The 16,749-nt window shown below is 68.9% G+C and carries 13 protein-coding genes; 7 read left to right on the top strand and 6 right to left on the bottom strand.

What is annotated here, in order from left to right:
* Positions 1-48: 48 nt before the first annotated feature.
* Entirely contained in the window at positions 49-2,274 is a 2,226-nt protein-coding gene (locus ACIPWY_RS39015) for a CDP-glycerol glycerophosphotransferase family protein (RefSeq protein ID WP_393705945.1), read from the bottom strand.
* A gap of 273 nt (positions 2,275-2,547) precedes the next feature.
* Here ACIPWY_RS39015 and galE point away from each other — a divergent pair, with 273 nt between their 5' ends.
* The 3 genes from galE to ACIPWY_RS39030 all read left to right on the top strand — a co-directional run bounded on the left by galE (position 2,548) and on the right by ACIPWY_RS39030 (position 5,142).
* Complete coding sequence (gene galE / locus ACIPWY_RS39020) at positions 2,548-3,537, top strand: UDP-glucose 4-epimerase GalE (protein ID WP_393705946.1); 990 nt, start codon at positions 2,548-2,550, stop codon at positions 3,535-3,537.
* 280 nt (positions 3,538-3,817) lie between these two features.
* A complete protein-coding gene (locus ACIPWY_RS39025; RefSeq protein WP_362909520.1) occupies positions 3,818-4,201 on the top strand; it encodes a BlaI/MecI/CopY family transcriptional regulator in 384 nt (127 codons plus the stop codon).
* Entirely contained in the window at positions 4,198-5,142 is a 945-nt protein-coding gene (locus tag ACIPWY_RS39030; protein ID WP_362909522.1) for a M56 family metallopeptidase, read from the top strand. Before ACIPWY_RS39025 ends, ACIPWY_RS39030 begins: the two co-directional genes overlap by 4 nt.
* A 211-nt stretch (positions 5,143-5,353) precedes the next feature.
* Here the strand turns inward: ACIPWY_RS39030 and ACIPWY_RS39035 are convergent, their stop codons facing one another.
* From ACIPWY_RS39035 to ACIPWY_RS39055, 5 genes are read right to left on the bottom strand one after another with little or no spacing between them, the layout of a single operon-like run.
* On the bottom strand, positions 5,354-6,766 hold the full coding sequence (locus ACIPWY_RS39035; RefSeq protein ID WP_362909523.1) for an MATE family efflux transporter: 1,413 nt from the start codon (positions 6,764-6,766) through the stop codon (positions 5,354-5,356).
* Between the two features lie 3 nt (positions 6,767-6,769).
* The gene (locus ACIPWY_RS39040; RefSeq protein ID WP_362909525.1) at positions 6,770-7,801 is read right to left on the bottom strand and encodes a cysteine synthase family protein; all 1,032 of its coding nucleotides are present in this window, start codon (positions 7,799-7,801) and stop codon (positions 6,770-6,772) included.
* Positions 7,802-7,855: 54 nt separating this feature from the next.
* Positions 7,856-9,226 carry a Y4yA family PLP-dependent enzyme gene (locus tag ACIPWY_RS39045; RefSeq protein ID WP_393705947.1) on the bottom strand — a complete coding sequence of 457 codons (1,371 nt, stop codon included), beginning with the start codon at positions 9,224-9,226 and terminating at the stop codon, positions 7,856-7,858.
* Positions 9,217-10,206 (bottom strand): ornithine cyclodeaminase family protein, encoded by a 990-nt coding sequence (locus ACIPWY_RS39050; RefSeq protein ID WP_362909529.1) that lies wholly within the window; start codon positions 10,204-10,206, stop codon positions 9,217-9,219. Before ACIPWY_RS39050 ends, ACIPWY_RS39045 begins: the two co-directional genes overlap by 10 nt.
* A gap of 46 nt (positions 10,207-10,252) precedes the next feature.
* Positions 10,253-11,242 (bottom strand): TauD/TfdA family dioxygenase, encoded by a 990-nt coding sequence (locus ACIPWY_RS39055; RefSeq protein ID WP_362909531.1) that lies wholly within the window; start codon positions 11,240-11,242, stop codon positions 10,253-10,255.
* Between the two features lie 378 nt (positions 11,243-11,620).
* On the opposite strand from ACIPWY_RS39055, the gene ACIPWY_RS39060 reads away from it, so the two are divergent.
* The 4 genes from ACIPWY_RS39060 to ACIPWY_RS39075 are packed head-to-tail and all read left to right on the top strand — an operon-like array spanning position 11,621 to position 16,513.
* Positions 11,621-13,180, top strand: a complete 1,560-nt coding sequence (locus tag ACIPWY_RS39060; RefSeq protein ID WP_362909533.1) for an ABC transporter substrate-binding protein — start codon at positions 11,621-11,623, stop codon at positions 13,178-13,180.
* Positions 13,168-14,187, top strand: a complete 1,020-nt coding sequence (locus ACIPWY_RS39065; RefSeq protein ID WP_401536954.1) for an ABC transporter permease — start codon at positions 13,168-13,170, stop codon at positions 14,185-14,187. Before ACIPWY_RS39060 ends, ACIPWY_RS39065 begins: the two co-directional genes overlap by 13 nt.
* A complete protein-coding gene (locus ACIPWY_RS39070; RefSeq protein WP_362909537.1) occupies positions 14,184-15,029 on the top strand; it encodes an ABC transporter permease subunit in 846 nt (281 codons plus the stop codon). The genes ACIPWY_RS39065 and ACIPWY_RS39070 overlap by 4 nt, the downstream gene beginning before the upstream one ends.
* Entirely contained in the window at positions 15,026-16,513 is a 1,488-nt protein-coding gene (locus ACIPWY_RS39075; protein WP_362909539.1) for an ATP-binding cassette domain-containing protein, read from the top strand. Before ACIPWY_RS39070 ends, ACIPWY_RS39075 begins: the two co-directional genes overlap by 4 nt.
* Positions 16,514-16,749: the final 236 nt, after the last annotated feature.

Below are 16,749 nucleotides of genomic sequence, written 5' to 3' on the forward strand. Positions count from 1 at the left end.
AACTGCTCGGTGAGTGGAATCGTGGGCGAAGCTGGTCACGGGCGTCACCTATGCGGACGGTTCGAGGGCAGCGGCCGACTCGGGGGTCGGGGCAGGCACGCGCTGGTCGAGCGGAATGACCGGCGGGACAGCCTCCTGCCCGAGGAAGACGTGGCGCGCGACGCGCTCGGCGGCATGCCCGTCGTCGAACTCGCAGAACCTGCGCCGGAATTCGGCCCGCTTGGCCGTTGCGGCCTCGTCCCGCCAGCTGCCGTCCAGGAAGAACCGCTCGACATCGTCCTGGCTCAGGGCGACCGCGCCGGGGGCTTGCTCGGTGAGGTCGAAGTAGACGCCACGGGTGACGGAATAGGTCACCCAGTCGTCGGCGAAGACCACGATCGGGCGGTCCAGGTTGGCGTAGTCGAACATCACCGAGGAGTAGTCGGTGATCAGCGCGTCGGACGCCAGGCCCAACTCCTCGACGGAGTCGTACCTGGAGACGTCGATGATCAGTTTGCGCCGGTGCAGCTCCTGCAGCGGGGAGTGGCCGCGGTCGTAGAAGTAGTGGCCGCGCACCAGCAGGACGAAATCGTCGCCGAGGGCCTTTGCCAACCGCTCCAGGTCGAGCCGCGGAGTCCAGGCGGCCTCGTAGTCCCGGTGCGTCGGCGCGTACAGCAGTGCCTTCTTGCCGGGCGCGATGCCGAGGCGTTCGCGGATGCGCAGCACGTCCTTGCCGGTCGCGGTGTAGTAGGGGTCGTTGCGCGGGTAGCCGTAGTCGAGCGAGGTGAACGGTACTGGGTAGGCACGCGACCAGGTCTCGGAGGAATGCCGGTTGGCGGAGACGCTGTAGTCCCAGCGGGCGCACCGCTCCAGCAACGCCTCGTAGTCCACGCCACGCGAGGTGGCCCGGTACGGGATCTGGTCGGTGCCCATCCGCTTCAGTGGCGTGCCGTGGTGGGTCTGCACATGGATCTGGCCCGGTCGCTTGATCACCGAGTCAGGGAAGTTGACGTTGCTGACCAGGTACTTGGCGCGCGCCAGCACGCTCCAGTACCTGCGCGAGCCGGGCACCACGTGATCGATGCCTGCCGGAACGAGGGGCACGTCGTCGCGTCGGACCACCCACACCTGGCGGATCTGCGGGGCGAGTTCGCCGAGCTTGGCGGAGATCGCGCCGGGATTGCAGGTGACGCCGCGGTCCCAGTACGCGGAGAAGACGGCGAGGTCCCCCTCGATCGGGTGGCGCAACTGCTCGCGGTACGCGCCTTCCTTCGCCACCTCGGCGGCCTTCTTCTTCGCTTTGGCTGCGAGGGTGCGCACGCTGCGGCGCTTGCGGTTAGCGAGCTGCAAGGCACGGTAGCCGGAGTAGGAGTCACGCTCCAGCATGGCGTGGCGCACGCCGTTGAGGTTGGCGGGCCGCTGGTAGTCGGCGGGCTTGTAGCGCAGGAAGTGCGCGGAGGCGCGGTGGAAGAACTCTGCCTGGTCCCGGTCCGGCTTCCCCCGCAGGGTGAGCACCTTCAGGTAGCGGCGGACCATGCCGCTGAAGGCGATCCGAGCGGCCTCGGCCATCGCGGGCCCGGAGCCGAGCAGGTTCCACAGCGCCTCGTACTGTGAGAAGAGGTTGGAGTGTCCTTCCTTGCCCACCGGTACGTCGCGCGCATTGCGGCGCACCAGCACCGCCTCGGTGATCGCGATCCGTTCGGCGGCGAGCAGAGAGCCGATCGCCGGGAGCACCTCGGCGTACTCGTCCTGGCCGAACAACTCCTGGTACGCGGAGAAGAAGTCGGCGCGCAGCACGCGATTGGCCATCGTCGGCGTCAGGTTCAGCATCTTCTGCTGCGCCTCGATGGTGAAGACCTCGCTGCCGGCGGCGATGAACAACCGCCCGTCGCCGCTGCCGATCGCGGAGTCGGACCAGGTCGAACGGACGTGGTCGAAGACGATCACGTCGGGCCGTCCGGTCTCTTCGGCGCGGCGGGCCAGCGTCACGAGCGCATCCGGCATGAGGGAGTCGTGCCCCTCCAGGAACAACACGTAGTCGCCGCTGACCTGCTGGGCTCCGGCCACCCGCGCGGCACCGGCCGGCAGCCGACATGGCAGGCGTACGGCCCGCACCCGCTCGTCCCGTTCGGCGTACTCGTCGAGGATGGCTCTGCTGGCGTCTGTCGAGGCGTTGTCGACGACGACGACCTCGACCTCGGTGTCAGCAGCCGCCCCGTTCAGGGCGCTCTCGAGACACTCCCGGAGGTAGCCCTGCGCATTGAGGGCGGTGACGATGACGCTGAACATAGTCATGAAGTGACGTTTCCTGATGAAGACGGGACCAATACGGGTGATGTTGCGAGAGGCAATGGGATCTCGAAGGTTCAAGTGCTGAAATCCAGCGGCCGCTTATACCCATGGACACACTTGTGTGCCGCGCGACACACACCGTCCTGAACACGCTACGCACACCCCACAAAGACCAGGTGAGAGAGAGGAAAGAAAAAGGGAAGCGAAAGGCAGGAGATCAACGAGCGGCGTCACGCGGCTTCGGACCGTGCCGCTCCCGTCATTAGGGTGGCGCTCATGACGACGTGGTTGATCACAGGCGGAGCGGGCTACATCGGGGCGCATGTCGCGCGTGCCATGGCGGAAGCCGGAGAGCGGGTGGTCGTCTTCGACGACCTCTCCACCGGCATCCCCGAGCGGCTGTCGCGGGAGATACCGCTGGTGAAGGGCTCCACACTGGACCGCGCGGCGCTTGATGCAGCCATCACGGAGCACGGCGTGACCGGTGTGGTCCACCTCGCCGCGAAGAAGCAGGTGCCCGAGTCGGTCACGCAGCCACTCTTCTACTACCGGGAGAACGTGCAGGGCTTGGAGGTCCTGCTGGGCGCCTGCGCGGCGGCGGGCATCCAGCACTTCGTCTTCTCCTCTTCCGCGGCGGTGTACGGCATGCCGGACGTGGACCTCGTCACGGAGGACACTCCCTGCGGCCCGGTCAATCCGTACGGCGAGACCAAACTCGCCGGCGAGTGGCTGGTCCGCGCGGCTGGTTCGGCGTACGGCATCGACACGATCTGCCTGCGCTACTTCAACGTGGCCGGGGCAGCCGCGCCCGAGCTCGCCGACGTCGGCGTCTTCAACCTGGTTCCGATGGTCTTCGAAAAGTTGGACGCGGGCGAGTCACCGCGGATCTTCGGTGATGACTACGACACCCCCGACGGCACGTGCGTACGCGACTTCATCCACGTCCAGGACATCGCCGCCGCCCACCTCGCCGCCGCGCGCCGTCTCGCCACGGACTGCGCTGGCGGCTCTGCGGGGGACCTGACAGTGAACATCGGCCGCGGTGAAGGGGTCTCTGTCGCTGAGATGGTCGACCGCATCCGCACCCACACCGGCCACGCCGGCCTTCTCCCGAAGACCGAGCCCCGCCGCCCCGGCGACCCCGCGCGGGTCGTCGCCTCCGCGGATCTGATCGTCAAGGAACTGGGGTGGTCTGCGCGGCACGATGTCGACGAGATGATCGCCTCGGCGTGGGCGGGCTGGCGCCGCCGCCACGGTGGAGCTTGACGGCCGGGCGCGGCGGTGTCGGTCTTCTTCCTCCCCGCGGTCGCAGCCCTGGGCGACCTGGCATCGCGGGCCTACTACGACAACAAGATCGCCCAGGGGCAGCGTGCGTGCCACCGAACGGACAAGCAGGTGACCCGCGACACGCCGGTCACGGAGGGAGGTAGATTAGGCATACCTTAGAAATATGTGCGGCATTCGTCTACGTCGCTGTAGTCGTCGACAGGGTGTGAGCCGAGTCCGGCTCGCCACGCCGCCTGAGGCGTGGGAGGACGGGAGAGAATTGTCGGACAAGCGTCGGGACGAGAGGCGTCCGCACGGCGAACTCGTCGCGGACGTGCTGGCGGTGCTGTGGCAGGCCGGTGAGCCGATGACTGCACAGCAGGTCAATACTGCGCTTGACAAAGGGCTGGCCAGAACGACGATGGCCACCATCCTGAGTCGCCTCTACGAGAAGGGCACGTTGCGCCGTATCCCTGTGGTGCGCGGTTTCGCCTACGAGCCGGTGCAGGACGCTGCGGGACTCGTCGCCGGCAGGATGCGCCGTGAGCTGGAGAGCGAGCCTCGGCGGGATCTGGTGCTGAAGCGATTCGTGTCGTCCCTGTCCGGGAGCGACGAGGAGACGCTGCGGCGGCTTCTCGGTGAGGCCGAGGACGGCTCTGGATGACGTACGTGTTGGTCTTGGTCGTGCTGACCCTCGTCTTCCCGTGGGGCGGGGCCGCCATCGCAAGGCGTCTTGCCGGCGTTCTGCCACCTCGCTGGGCGTGCTGGGTGCTGACGGGTTCGGCCGTCCTGCTGGCCGGCGCGACGTTCTCCGCGCTGATCGGCTTGTTCCACGTGCCGCTTCTCGCTGTGTTGGAGCAGCTGTCTCTCACGCGTGTGCTGGAGGTGTGGCCGGCGGCGGTGCCGTTCGCCTCTGCGGCCGGAGCGGTGCTGTTGGTGCAGTTGGTGCTGTTGGTGCGGCGTTGGTCTCAACATCGCTCGCTGCTCGAGCGCGCCTGGCTGGCGGCGAACGAGGGCACCGGGGAGGGCGACCTCCTGGTGGTCCCGGGAAGGGACGTGGATGCCTTCGCGCTTCCCGGATATCGGGGGCGCCGCGGCCGGGTTGTGGTGACGTCCGGGATGGTGCGGTCGCTGAAGGCTGGCGAGCGCGAGGTTTTGCTGGCGCATGAGCGGGCGCACCTCGCCGGACGCCATCATCTGCTGTCGGCGGTGGTCGATCTGGCTGCTGTCGTTCACCCTGCGCTTCGCAGCCTGCGGCAGGCGTTGGTTTTCCATCTGGAGCGGTGGGCTGACGAGGAGGCCGCCACGGTCGTGGGCGATCGAAGGGTGGCAGCTGCGGCTATCGCCCGGGCGGCTCTGTCCGGGGCGTCCCACCGCCGTGTCGGCGGGTATCCGGTGCTGTCGGCGGCGAGCGGCCCTGTGCCGCAGCGGGTCGAAGCCTTGCTTCTGCCTGAGCCGGCGGCCCCGCGCGGGGGTGCCCGGCGGGCCGGCGCCGTTGCCTTGGCGGGGATGGTGGTTGTTACGGCGATGGCGGCTCTCGCGCTGGCTTACGGGCTGCACGAGTACGTGGAATACGCCGCGCGGCAGCTGATCGGCGCGCCGTAGGGCTGTTCGAGTTTGTGGAGTGTGCTGGACGCGTTGTCCGGTTCAGGCGCGGCTTAGCGATCGTCGCCCTTTCGTCGGCCGATTCCAGCAGGCTGATGAAGGGGCTTCTTGCTGCCCTCGTACAGGTGCAGACAGACACGCCTCCCCGGTCTCGGCGTGGATGACCGGGGAGGCGAGTCTGTCTGCACTGTGTGGTGTTGGGGCTGGGCGGTCAGGCTGCGGTGGGGGTGGGCTGGGGCTGCGTTGCGGCGAGCGCAGTGTTGTAGCGGCGCAGCAGGAGCAGGGCGGTGGCGGCGAGGCCTGTGAGGAGTCCGAGCCAGATTCCTACCGTGTCCAGGTTCAGGCCGTAGGCGAAGAGCCATGACGCCGGCAGCCCGATGACCCAGTAGCCGATCAGGGTGATCCGGAAACCGCTCTTGGTGTCGTTCAGGCCGCGCAAGAGGCCGATGCCGATGTTCTGCGTGCAGTCGAAGAACTGCAGGAACGCGGTGACGACCAGGAGGTGGGTGGCGATGGTGAGGGCCTGGCCGGAGCCGTTCTCGAGGAAAGGGGCAAGGACGAGCCGGGGCAGGGTGACGTACATGATGCCGACGACGGTCATGACGGCGCCGGCGCAGGCCAGGGCAGTGTTCTTGATGCGGCGGGCGCCCTCGTGGTTGCCCAGGGCGAGTTCGCGGCTGACGTTGATGGACGCGGCGTGGGACAGACCGACGGCGACCTGGAAGACGATGTAGACGAGCTGGTTGACGGCGGTGTGCGCGGCGAGTGCGTCGGGTCCGAAGGAGCCGGCTATGAGGGCGGTCACGGAGAAGAATCCGGCCTCGGAGCCGTAGGTGGCGGCGATCGGGATGCCGAGGCCGAGGAGGCGTCTGACAGTGGCGGCGTCCGCGCGGGTGATGTCGAGGGTGAGGAGTGGCGCCAGCGTGCTGTCCCTTTTCGCGGCGAGGTAGAGGGCGATGAAGGACAGCAGGTAGACGGTGGAGGTGGCGATGCCGACGCCGGTCAGGCCGAGTCGGGGCAGGCCGAAGGTGCCGTGGATGAGAGCCCAGTTGAGCGCCGCGTTGATGACGATGGAGGCGAGGGTGATCTGCAGGAGGGCCTGAGGGCGGCGCATGCCGACGGTGAACTGGCGGATGGCCTGGAACCACAGGCAGGGCAGCAGACCGGGAGCGAGGGAGTAGAGCATCGTCCTCGTGAGTCCGACGACTGACGCGTCCTGGCCGAGCCAGCCCAGGCCCTGCCCGATGAGGATCATGACGAGGGCGCCGACGATGCCGGCGAGGGTGGCCACGGCCAGGCTGGCGCGGACGATGTCCCGGACCTCGTGGTGTGCTGCCTCCTCCGCGTCCTGGCCGCCGTTGCCGCCTGTGCCGGTGGCTTGTTCGGCTCGGGCGGCTGCGGCGGCGATCTGGTTGCCCACGGAGGTGACCAGCCCGACGCCCATGGTGCGGATCTGGTTGAAGATGACGATGGCGAGGCCGCCGGCCGCGAGTTCGGTGGTGCCCAGCAGGCCCATCATCACTGTGTCGGTGGTGGTCAGGGCGACCTGTGCGAGCTGGGTGAGGATGAGCGGGACGGCGAGGGCGCCGAGCGCGCGGCTGTCGCGGAAGAGGATGGTCAGCATGGGTTACCGGTTCCTGCGGAGCTTGGTGAGGTGTTCGTCCACTTCACGTTCGACGTCGGAGCTGAGGAGGTTGTGTTCGGCCATCCAGTCGTCGTTGAAGACGGTGTCCATGTACTTCTCCCCTCCGTCGTTGATCAGGGCGACCATAGTGGTGCCCGGCGGCAGCAAGGCCAAGCGGGTCAGGGCCTCGTAGACGACGCCGCCGGCTGAGCCGCCGATGAGCAGACCGGTGCGGGCCACGGCCCGGCAGGTGGCGAATGCTTCGATGTCGCCGACCTTGACTCCTTCGTCGATGAGGTCGAAGTCGACCAGGGCACCGATTTCGGCGCCTTCGGGGGTGCCGGTGCCGGACTGGTAGTAGTCGTGGGCGGGGCCGCCGAAGGCGATGGAGCCCTTGGGTTCGACACCGATGACGGTGAAGTCGGGTATGAGTTCGGCCAGTTCGCGTCCGGTGCCGCACAGGCCGCCGCCGGTGCCGACGGCGCCGATGAGGATGTCGATGTCTCCGTCGAGAGCTTCGGCCAGTTCGTGCGCGACGGGGAAGTAGCCGACGCCGTTGGCGGGGTTGTTGTGCTGCTCGGTGAAGATGGTGTTGTCCTCGTTCCGCGCCATGTCCTCGGCGAGTTCTTCGCGGGCCGCGGTGTGGAGTTCCTCGCCGTCGCTGTCGGCGTCGACGTAGACCAGTTCGGTACCCAGGGCCTTCATGGCACGCAGCTTGTCGGCGGCGGCATGGTTGTCGACGACGGCGGTGAAGGTGTAGCCGCGCTCCGCGGCGATCACGGACAGGCCAAGTCCGGTGTTTCCGGAGGTGGATTCGATGATCCGCCCTCCGGAGCGAAGCTCTCCGGCGGCTTCGGCGGCGTCGATCATGGCGCGGGCCATGCGGATCTTCGCCGTGCCGGTCGGGTTGAACATCTCCAGCTTCAGCAGCAGGCGGCTGCCGGTCTCGGTGGCGGCCAGCTCCAGCAGGGGGGTGTAGCCGATCAAGTCGGATATGCGGGAGACCACGGCGGGCCGCTGAAGGGCTCCGGGCATCAGAAGACTCCTGTGAGGGGGGTGGCAGGGCGACGGGTGCGCACGTACCGGCGGTCAGGTGAAGTGGCGGTCCAGCCGCCAGCGCGGGTGGGGACGGTCGGTGTGGTCGATGACGACCTTTGGGGGAAGCGGCAGGTCGTGGAAGGGGGACTCGTTGGAGTCCATCTGGTAGCCGGCCGTGTTGGGGTACAGCAGGAGGTCACCGGCACGGGGCTGCCGGGGGAAGGCGATCTTGCGCCAGGTGAGCATGTCCGATTCCAGGCAGGTGGCTGCACCGACGCTCGCCGGAAACATGCCGACCGGTGCGTCGGGCTGGAGGGGGATCAGCAGTGGGTCGGGGACGTACTCGCTGTTGAACCACTGCTCGGACAGGCTCAGGCTGGTGCCGTCGACTGTCAGGAGCTGGTAGCCGTCGCGTTCCTTGGCTCCCCGCACGGTGAACACGGTGGCGCCGGCTTGGTCGAGCAGGGCACGTCCCGGCTCCAGCAGAAGTTCGACTCCGGCATCGGTGAGGATCCGGGCGAGTGTGCCGCCACCGTCCTCGGGCAGGGTTTCCAGCAAGGCGGCAAGCGCGTGAGCTCCGGATGCCGGTGAGTGGTAGGGGTAGAAGTCGCTGCTCTTGAAGGACTTGCCGGCGTGGTAGTGGGTCGGCTTCTGTGCCTCGAGGAACGTGTGCCAGTTGTCCGCGTCGGTGTAACTGATGGGCAGGCCGCCACCGATGGAGATCCGCCTGGCTTCCAGACCCATCACCCGTGCCTTCAGGCACCGTTCGACCAGACGGGCTGCGAGGTCGGCGCGGGGCTGGAGGGCATAGCCGGACAGGTGGAAGCTGAAACCTTCCATCCGCAGGGCATCACCGGCCTCGACGCACCGCTGCAGAGCGGTGGTGAGTTCGCTGTCCGACATCCCGAAGCGGCTGTGCGGCTGCGCCGGGGGCAGGACGCGCAGCAGGATGCGGGCCGGGCGGATCCGGCCGGCCAGTGCGGTGGTGATCACCGCGTCGAGTTCGTCGAGGGCATCAACGGCTATCAGGGCGCCGTGCGTTACGGCCAGGCGCAGCAGAGTCGGGTCCTTGGCGGGGCCGGTGACCACCAGGTGTTCACCGGGTACTGCGTGACCGAGTGCCTCGCGCAGCTCGGCCGTGGAAGCGACGTCCACGCCGGCGCCGTGTGCGGCGGCCTGCTCGACGAAGACGGCTGCCTTATTGGCCTTCTTCGCGAAGTAGACAAAGCCGTCCACGCCGGCTGCGGACAGCGTCTCCTGCATGCCACGCAGGTTGGTTGCGAAGGCATCGGGCAGCAGGAAATGGAAGGGGCCGCCGAACGCGTAGGCGAGTTCGGGGAGCAGTCCGGATGCCACCACCGCCTCGGTGGCAGCATCCCGCCGGACCGGCAAGCGGGGCCAGCTCTCGATGTTCACTGCCACAGGGCCACCTCGGTCCCGAGCTTCTGCTCGGCGGCGAGCTGCGCGAAGCGGTGCCCAAGGGCGATGTCGGTGACGACGAGGCCGCTGTTGTAGGCGAAGATGCGCTGCTTGGCCGCGGTGCGGGCCTTGGAGACGCCGGAGATGATGACAGGAAGCTCCAGGTCCACTGCAGGCAGGTTGCCGTCGGCGTCGGCCATGTCGGTGCCGGTGACGCGCATCTGGGCCTCGCTGGTGGCGATGACCCGGTCGGCGCGGTGCAGGGTGGAGGGGGCCAGGCCGTGGCCGACAAGGATCGCCGTCGCGCCGGGCCGCAGCCAGTCCGCTTCGATGGCGGCGGGAGTGTGGGCGCCTGCGGTCGCGACGACGACGTCGGCTTCCCGGGCGGCGGCCTTCAAGTCGCTGACCAGTTCCACGTCACGGTCGGGGAAGTGTCGGGCGAGTTCGGCGCGCACGGCGGCGATACCGTCGGGGTGGGTGCCCGACAGCAGCAGGCGGTCCAGCTCGGGCAGGGTGGTCAGCAGGAACGGCAGCGCGAGACGGCCCTGGGTGCCGGTGCCGACCACCAGCGCGGTCGAGGCATCCGGGGCGGCGCACTCGCGGGCCAGAAGCGCGGAGACGGCCGGCGTGCGCAAGGACCCGATGCGGGAGCAGTCCATCATCGCGACGGGCAGGCCGGTGACGTCGTCGTAGATGGTCAGAGTCGTGTAGTAGTGCTGCTGGTCGCGGCTCTCGTGCAAGCCGTGCTTGTACGAGGTCTTGATCGCGACGACGTTGCGGACGCCGTCGCGGCCGAGCATGGCGTATGACACGGAGTGGCCGTCGGCGGGCTTGACCGTGAGCTTGCGCGGGTTGTCCGACTTGCCTGCTGCCAGGGTGCGGTAAGCCTGCTCGACGGTGTCGACGACGTCGGCGAGTGAGATGTCCAGCCCGGCGAGGTCACTGGTGGACAGCACGCGCAGGGTGGTGTCGTCCCGGTCCATGGAGAAGCCCTTTCGAAGTGATGGCGTGGCGGGTGGAGCAAGCTGGTCAGAGGGTCCAGGCGGTCAGGGCGGCCTGTCCGTAGCCGTGCTCGTCGTGTTCGGCCTGTGGGCGGGTCGGACGGCCCTCGACGCGGACGGAGGCGCGCTTGAGCCAGCGGTCGGTGCCGTCGTAGCGCGCCTTGAACGGGACGCGGCCGTGGACGACGATGTCGTTGTCCACGACCAGGACGTCGCCCGGCTCAAGGCTCACCGCGACCGAGGCGCGGGCCAGTTCGTCCCCCAGGCGTCCGTACGCCTCGCGCCATTCGTCGTCCGCCTCGTCGAGCGGGGTGTAGGCGGGGTCGTAGCGCATGGTCAAGCCCGCGGGGGTGTCGAAGAGGGTTGGGACCGGTGCGGGTCGGCCCGCGAACTGCTGGGCCTGCTCGTATGCGTCGTCGGGCAGGATCGGTGCGACCGGCCGCTTCAGCTGTTCGACCTCCTCGTCGGACAGGGAGGTGCGCCGGATGCTGGCCGCGGTGGTGGCGATGTCGTCGTGGTTGCGCATGCAGCACAGCAGGAGCAGGTGGGCGCGGCCGGGGTGGAAGGCGTCCTCGGTGTGCGGGGTGAGCAGGACGGAGCTTGAGGCGCCGGTCTGCTCACTCTCGTGTCCGGCTGAGGGCACGATGTTGTGGACGAACCGGCCGTCCTGTTGTCCGTCCCAGGCGATGGGGGTGCCCATCAGCGTGGAGACGAGCAGCAGGACGACGTCCCACAGTGCGCCGGCGTCGCCGACGGTCGACCAGTGGCTGGGGGTGGGGCCGAGTTCCATGTCGTCGGGGTGCAGGCCACGCAGGACGAACAGTCCGTCGGCGGTGTCCACGGGCCGAAGGGCGTGGCGGACCTTGTCTGCGAGCCCGGCGCACGCCTCGGGGAGGGCGGCGAGGAGTTCAGGCGAGGTGGCGGAGCCGTGGTCGGCGAGCAGCTTGGCTGCGGTGGTGGTCAGTTCGGCTGCGGCGGTGACGTCGAGAGGGCGTACCGGGGCAGGGCAGGGGGGCACGGTGGCACCTTCCGGGGCAGGACAAATCGAAGCGCGGGCATGCGGCATCGCCGCACCGGCTCGACGGCGGGGGAAAGGAACGCGAAATAGTCGGGCGCTGCGCGGCTCGGGGCGCCGCCGGACACCAGGAACGTAACAACGCTGCTGAGGTAAGGCAACCCTAACCGGTGTGATTGACTACATCAAAGTAGTCCCGCTTTCGGAGGCTTCGCGTGCACCTGATGGACAGTCAAAAACGCTACAGAGCAGGCGTGTTGGTGATCGAAGGGATTGCGTCGGCAGTCACTGGCGCGGCGTGGGGTGGCTTGCGGAGTCTGGCTGGATCAGGTTAGGTAACCCTAAGAACGACCAAGTGCGAACGTGAGACGAGGACCAGACGTGGGCGTCACCAGACGACAGCTGCTGTGGGCCGGCACCGGCATCGGAGCGGCCGGGATTCTTGCAGCCTGCAGTGGCGGAAGTGAGAATTCCAAGGGCGCCGAAGCCTCTGGGGCCGCAGCCGGAAAGCCCCGTGCCGGTGGAACTCTGCGAGTGGGGGCACTGGGCCGCGCGAGCGCGATCACCCGCGACCCGCACGGCACTCAGGCCAACGAGAGCGACTACCTCATCCTCGCCCTCGTCTTCGACACCCTCACGGTCCCCGGCGGCAAGACCAACACGATGCCGCGCCTGGCTACTTCGTGGGAGTCGTCAGCCGATCTGAAGACCTGGAAGTTCAAGATAGCCAAGGGCGCGGCGTTCCACGACGGTACGCCGGTGACCACCGAGGACGTGGTGTGGTCGCTGAAGCGACTGCGCAACACCCCCTCGGGTGAGGCCCGTCTGCCCGGCATCCAGGCGAAGAACATCAGTGCCGAGGGCACCGACACGGTCGTCCTGGTCTCCGACTACGCCAACGCCGAACTGCCGGTCCTGACCCGTTTCACGACGTTCGTGATGAAGAAGAACACCAAGGAATCCGAGATCGCCAAGGCGCCGGGGACCGGACCGTTCAAGCTGGACTGGTTCCGCGGCGGCAACGCCCGCCTGGTGAAGAACGACAAGTGGTACGGCCCCGCCGTGCACCTCGATGCCATCGAGGTCACCATGTTCGAGACCCCGCAGGCCATGGCGAATGCCCTGCTGGCCGGGCAGATCGACCTCGCTTCCAACGCCGGTGCCGTGGCCGCACGCACCGCCGAGTCCCGCAAGGAAATCCAGGTGCTGCGCCGCCCGGACGACATGGCGATGCCGATCGTGATGCGCACCGCCAAGGGCAGCCCTTTCGCGGACGAGCGGGTACGTGAGGCGATGCGTCTGGTCGTGAACCGCGAGGCGATGGTCAAGCAGGTCCTGTCCGGGTACGGCACCGTCGCCAACGACATCCTCGGCACCGGCGATCCCGCCTACGCCAAGAGCATCCCGCAGCGCAAGAGGGACCTGGCCAAGGCCAAACAGCTGCTGAAGGATGCGGGCTTCGACCTCTCGAAGACCTACGAGCTGGTCACCACCGAGGACATCTCCGGGCTCGCCGACTCCGCCACCTTGTTCGCCAACCAGGCCCGCGAGGCCGGGATCAAGATCAAGGTCGTCAAGCAGGAGTCCGGCGCGTTCTGGAACAAGACCTGGAAGACCGGCGACTTCTACACCACCTACTGGGGCACCAACGACTCGGTGATCTTCTTCGCCTCCAAGACCATGGTCAGCAAGGCCGGGCAGAACGAGTCGGGCTGGAGCGATCCTGGCTTCGATGCCGCCTACCGCAAGGTGATCGGCACCGCCGATGCCAAGCAACGCGCGGTCGCGCTGAAGAATCTCCAGCAGATCGAGTACGACCGCTCCGGCTACCTGCTGTGGGGCATGGCCGACGGCATCGACCTGGCCGCCGCCAAGGTGCAGAACCTGCCCAAGCTCGCCGGATACGGACGCGTCCAACTCGAAGGCGTGTGGCTGCGTTGAGCCGGACTGCCAAGACCGGCCCGGTGCCCGCCCCCACCCGGGGGGCGGGCACCGCCCTACGCCTGGCCGCACACATGGGGCTGCGGATCGCAGGGACGGCCGGACGCCGCATCCTGATGCTCATCGTGCTGCTGGCCGTTGTCTTCGCGGCAGTTGAGGTGCTGCCGGGAGACGCGGCCAGTGCCGCGGCCGAGCGCGGGGAGAGCGCGGCCGGCATCGCCGCCCGCCGTCACCTGCTGGGCCTGGACCAGCCGCTGTGGGAACGGTTCGCCAACTGGATGACCGCGCTCCCCACCGGAGACCTCGGCACCTCCGCCCGCGGGCAGAAAGTCACCGAGCTGCTCGCCGACCCCCTGCCCAACACCCTCGTCCTCGCGGTGACCGCGTTCGTGATCACGGTCGTGCTGTCACTGCTGCTCGGCCTCTGGGCCGCCGCCCGCCCCGGCCGGCTCACGGACCGGATCATCGGGCACACCTCGACGGCGGCGTTCGCGGTACCCGAGTTCGTGGTCTCGGCCGTGCTGCTGCTGGTGCTGTCCCTGTGGACGGGCTGGCTGCCCGCCGTCACGGTGACCGGCGGCGACGGAAAACCCGCGAGCTGGACCATGCTGATCATGCCGGTCCTCGCCCTGGTCATCCCGCAGACCGGGTGGAACACGCGCGTCGTGCGCGGAGCTCTGGCCGACCAGGCATCGGCCCCGCACGTGGAAGCCGCGCACCTCGACGGCCTGCCCCTGCACCGGGTCCTGCTGCACCACCAACTGCCCGGAGCTGTCCCCGCGATCGCCACCGGCATGGCCACCTCCACCGGCCTGCTGTTCGGCGGCGCGGTCGTGGTCGAGACCCTGTTCAACTACCCGGGGATCGGCACCGTCCTGGCCGGAGCGGTCGCCGCTCGGGATACCCCGCTGATCGCCGGGGTCGTCGTCTGTGCCGGTGCCGTCGTCAGCCTCGTCCTGCTGGCCGCTGACCTCATCCGCCACGCCGTCCTGGGAGATCGCGCATGACCGCCGCCCTGCCCCTGGCCGAACCCCGGCCCTCCCGCCGGGCGAAGACCACCGCACTGGTGCTGGTCGCGGCCCTGCCACTGCTGCTGACCCTCGCCGGGTCCCTGATGGCCCCGCACCCGATCGACACGCCCGTCACCGCACCCTTCGCCTCTCCCGGGGGCGATGCCCCGTTGGGCGGGGACCAGCTCGGCCGTGACGTGCTCAGCCGTCTCCTGTCCGGTGGCACCCTTCTGGTCGCAGGCGCCCTGCTGGTCGCCGTCGCCGTCACCCTGGCCGCCACGGTGATCGGCTGCATCGCCGTGCTGCGGCCCGCCCTCGGCCGCGCCGTCGAACGCAGCGCGGACGTCGCGATCCTCTTGCCGCCTCTGCTGGGCATCATGCTGATCGCGCTCGCCTGGCCCGACGGCGGACGCTGGGCCGTGATCGCCGCCGCCGTCATCCTCGGTGTGCCGTACGCGGTCCGGGTCGTCGCTGCTGCCGCGTCCCCGGTCGCCACGGCCGGTTATGTCGAAGCGGCGCTCGGCCGCGGGGACTCCACCGTCTATATCGCCCTGCGTGAGATCCTGCCCAACCTGCGCGCCACGATCGTGACCCTGTTCGGACTCAGGTTCGTCGAAGCCGTCTACGTCATCTCGATGGCCGGGTTCCTCCAGATCGGACCCCAACCACCCGCGTCCGACTGGTCGCTGATGGTCCGTGAGAACGCCTCCGGCATCCTCCTCAACCCCTGGGCCGTTGTCTCCCCCAGTCTGGCCATCGCGGTTCTGGCCATCACCGTCAACCTGGTGACTCTCTCCCTGGCCCCCGACACCACAGCGAAGGCGGTGACCCGCTCATGAGCGACCTCGCCCCTGTCCGCCCCAGCGCACCCACCCCCCATGGCGCGACCGAGGCCCCCCTCGTCACCGTCACCGGCCTTGAAGTACGCCTGCCCGAGGGCCCCGTCCTCCTGCCCGAAACCAGCGCACGGATCCACGCCGGTCGGGTCACCGCCCTCATGGGCGCCTCCGGATCCGGGAAGACCACTCTGCTGCGCGCGCTCATCGGCCACCTTCCCCCAGGCGCCGCCGTCACCGGTGGCATCGACGTCCTCGGCCGCACCCCGCACCAGTTGCCGGCCGAAGAACTGCGCACCCTGCGCCGCACAGCTGTCGCCTACGTCGGCCAAGACCCCGGCTCCGCCCTCAACCCCCGCATGACCGTGCGTCGCCTGGTCGCCGAACTCGCCACAGACCCGGCCCAGGGGAACGTGCTTGAGCTGCTGGCCGAATGCCGCCTGCCCGCCGGCACCGGGATTGCCGACCGCAGGCCCACCGCTCTGTCCGGCGGCCAGCAACGACGTGTTGCCCTCGCCCGTGCCCTGGCTCGCACCCCGAAAATTCTTCTGCTGGACGAGCCCACCGCCGGACTCGACGCCGCAGTACGTGACGAGATCGCCCACCTGCTGCGCCACCTCGCCGCCAGCCGGAACCTCGCCGTCGTCATCGCGACCCACGACCCGCACCTCGTCGAGACGTGCGCCGACCACACCATCCGGCTCAGCCCCAAGACGGCACTCGCACCGCGCGCAGCCCCCGACCCATCCACCCCACCCGACGTTCCCGCCGGCGACGGCATCGCCGCACAGGCGATCGACGCCTTCTTCCGCGACGGCCGTCACCGGCGCGCGGTCCTGGCAGGTGTGGCATTCACCGCAGCACCCGGCTCGGCCACCGCCATCATCGGCCCCTCCGGATCCGGCAAGACCACCCTGCTGCGCGTCCTGGCCGGACTTCACTCCAGCCACACCGGGCACCTCAGCCTCGACGACCGCCCACTCGCCGCACGCGTACAACGCCGCACCCGGGAACAGCAGCGCCGCATCCAACTCATTCCCCAAAACCCCCTCGCCGCTCTCAACCCCCGGCACACCGTCGGCCAGCAGTTGACCCGGCCCCTGCGCCTGCACGCAGACCTGCCCAGGAGCGTCCACCCCGACCGTGTCGCCGCACTCCTCGCCCAGGTCGATCTCCCCGCCGACTACGCCGACCGCTATCCCGGCGAACTGTCCGGCGGACAGCGCCAGCGCGTCTCCATCGCCCGCGCCCTTGCCGCCGACCCCGACATCCTGCTCTGCGACGAAGTCACCTCCGCCCTCGATGCCGACACCGCCACCGGCATCATGGACCTCCTCACCCGCCTGCGCACGGAACACCGGATGACCCTGGTCGTGGTATCCCACGAACGGCATCTGGTCGCCCGCTACACCGACACCGTCCACCTGCTCGACGCAGGACACATCACCGACAGCGGTCCCACCGTCCGACTGCTGCTCACCGGATGAGACCGGCCGGCGCGCGGGAGCCTGGGGCGTGGCCCACGGAACCCAGATCGACATCAGCGCCGACTCCTTCAGGGCGACTGCCGTCAGGGGACACACAGCAACTCGTCAACCTGAAGACGGGTGAATCAGCCCATGCACGGCCGCTCCGAACCCGGCTTCACCAGCGAGGCACTCTGGGCCGTGTAGCGGACGACGACGCACTCGGGCCGCGACCGGCAATGCCCTTGATGGATCGT

This window comes from Streptomyces sp. NPDC090032 (assembly GCF_044748025.1).
Classification (GTDB): domain Bacteria; phylum Actinomycetota; class Actinomycetes; order Streptomycetales; family Streptomycetaceae; genus Streptomyces.

Coding starts and splice junctions, on each gene's coding strand:
- ACIPWY_RS39015 (WP_393705945.1), bottom strand. CDS start 2,274: ATGACTATGTTCAGCGTCATCGTCACCGCCCTCAATGCGCAGGGCTAC.
- galE (WP_393705946.1), top strand. CDS start 2,548: ATGACGACGTGGTTGATCACAGGCGGAGCGGGCTACATCGGGGCGCAT.
- ACIPWY_RS39030 (WP_362909522.1), top strand. CDS start 4,198: ATGACGTACGTGTTGGTCTTGGTCGTGCTGACCCTCGTCTTCCCGTGG.
- ACIPWY_RS39035 (WP_362909523.1), bottom strand. CDS start 6,766: ATGCTGACCATCCTCTTCCGCGACAGCCGCGCGCTCGGCGCCCTCGCC.
- ACIPWY_RS39040 (WP_362909525.1), bottom strand. CDS start 7,801: ATGCCCGGAGCCCTTCAGCGGCCCGCCGTGGTCTCCCGCATATCCGAC.
- ACIPWY_RS39050 (WP_362909529.1), bottom strand. CDS start 10,206: ATGGACCGGGACGACACCACCCTGCGCGTGCTGTCCACCAGTGACCTC.
- ACIPWY_RS39070 (WP_362909537.1), top strand. CDS start 14,184: ATGACCGCCGCCCTGCCCCTGGCCGAACCCCGGCCCTCCCGCCGGGCG.
- ACIPWY_RS39075 (WP_362909539.1), top strand. CDS start 15,026: ATGAGCGACCTCGCCCCTGTCCGCCCCAGCGCACCCACCCCCCATGGC.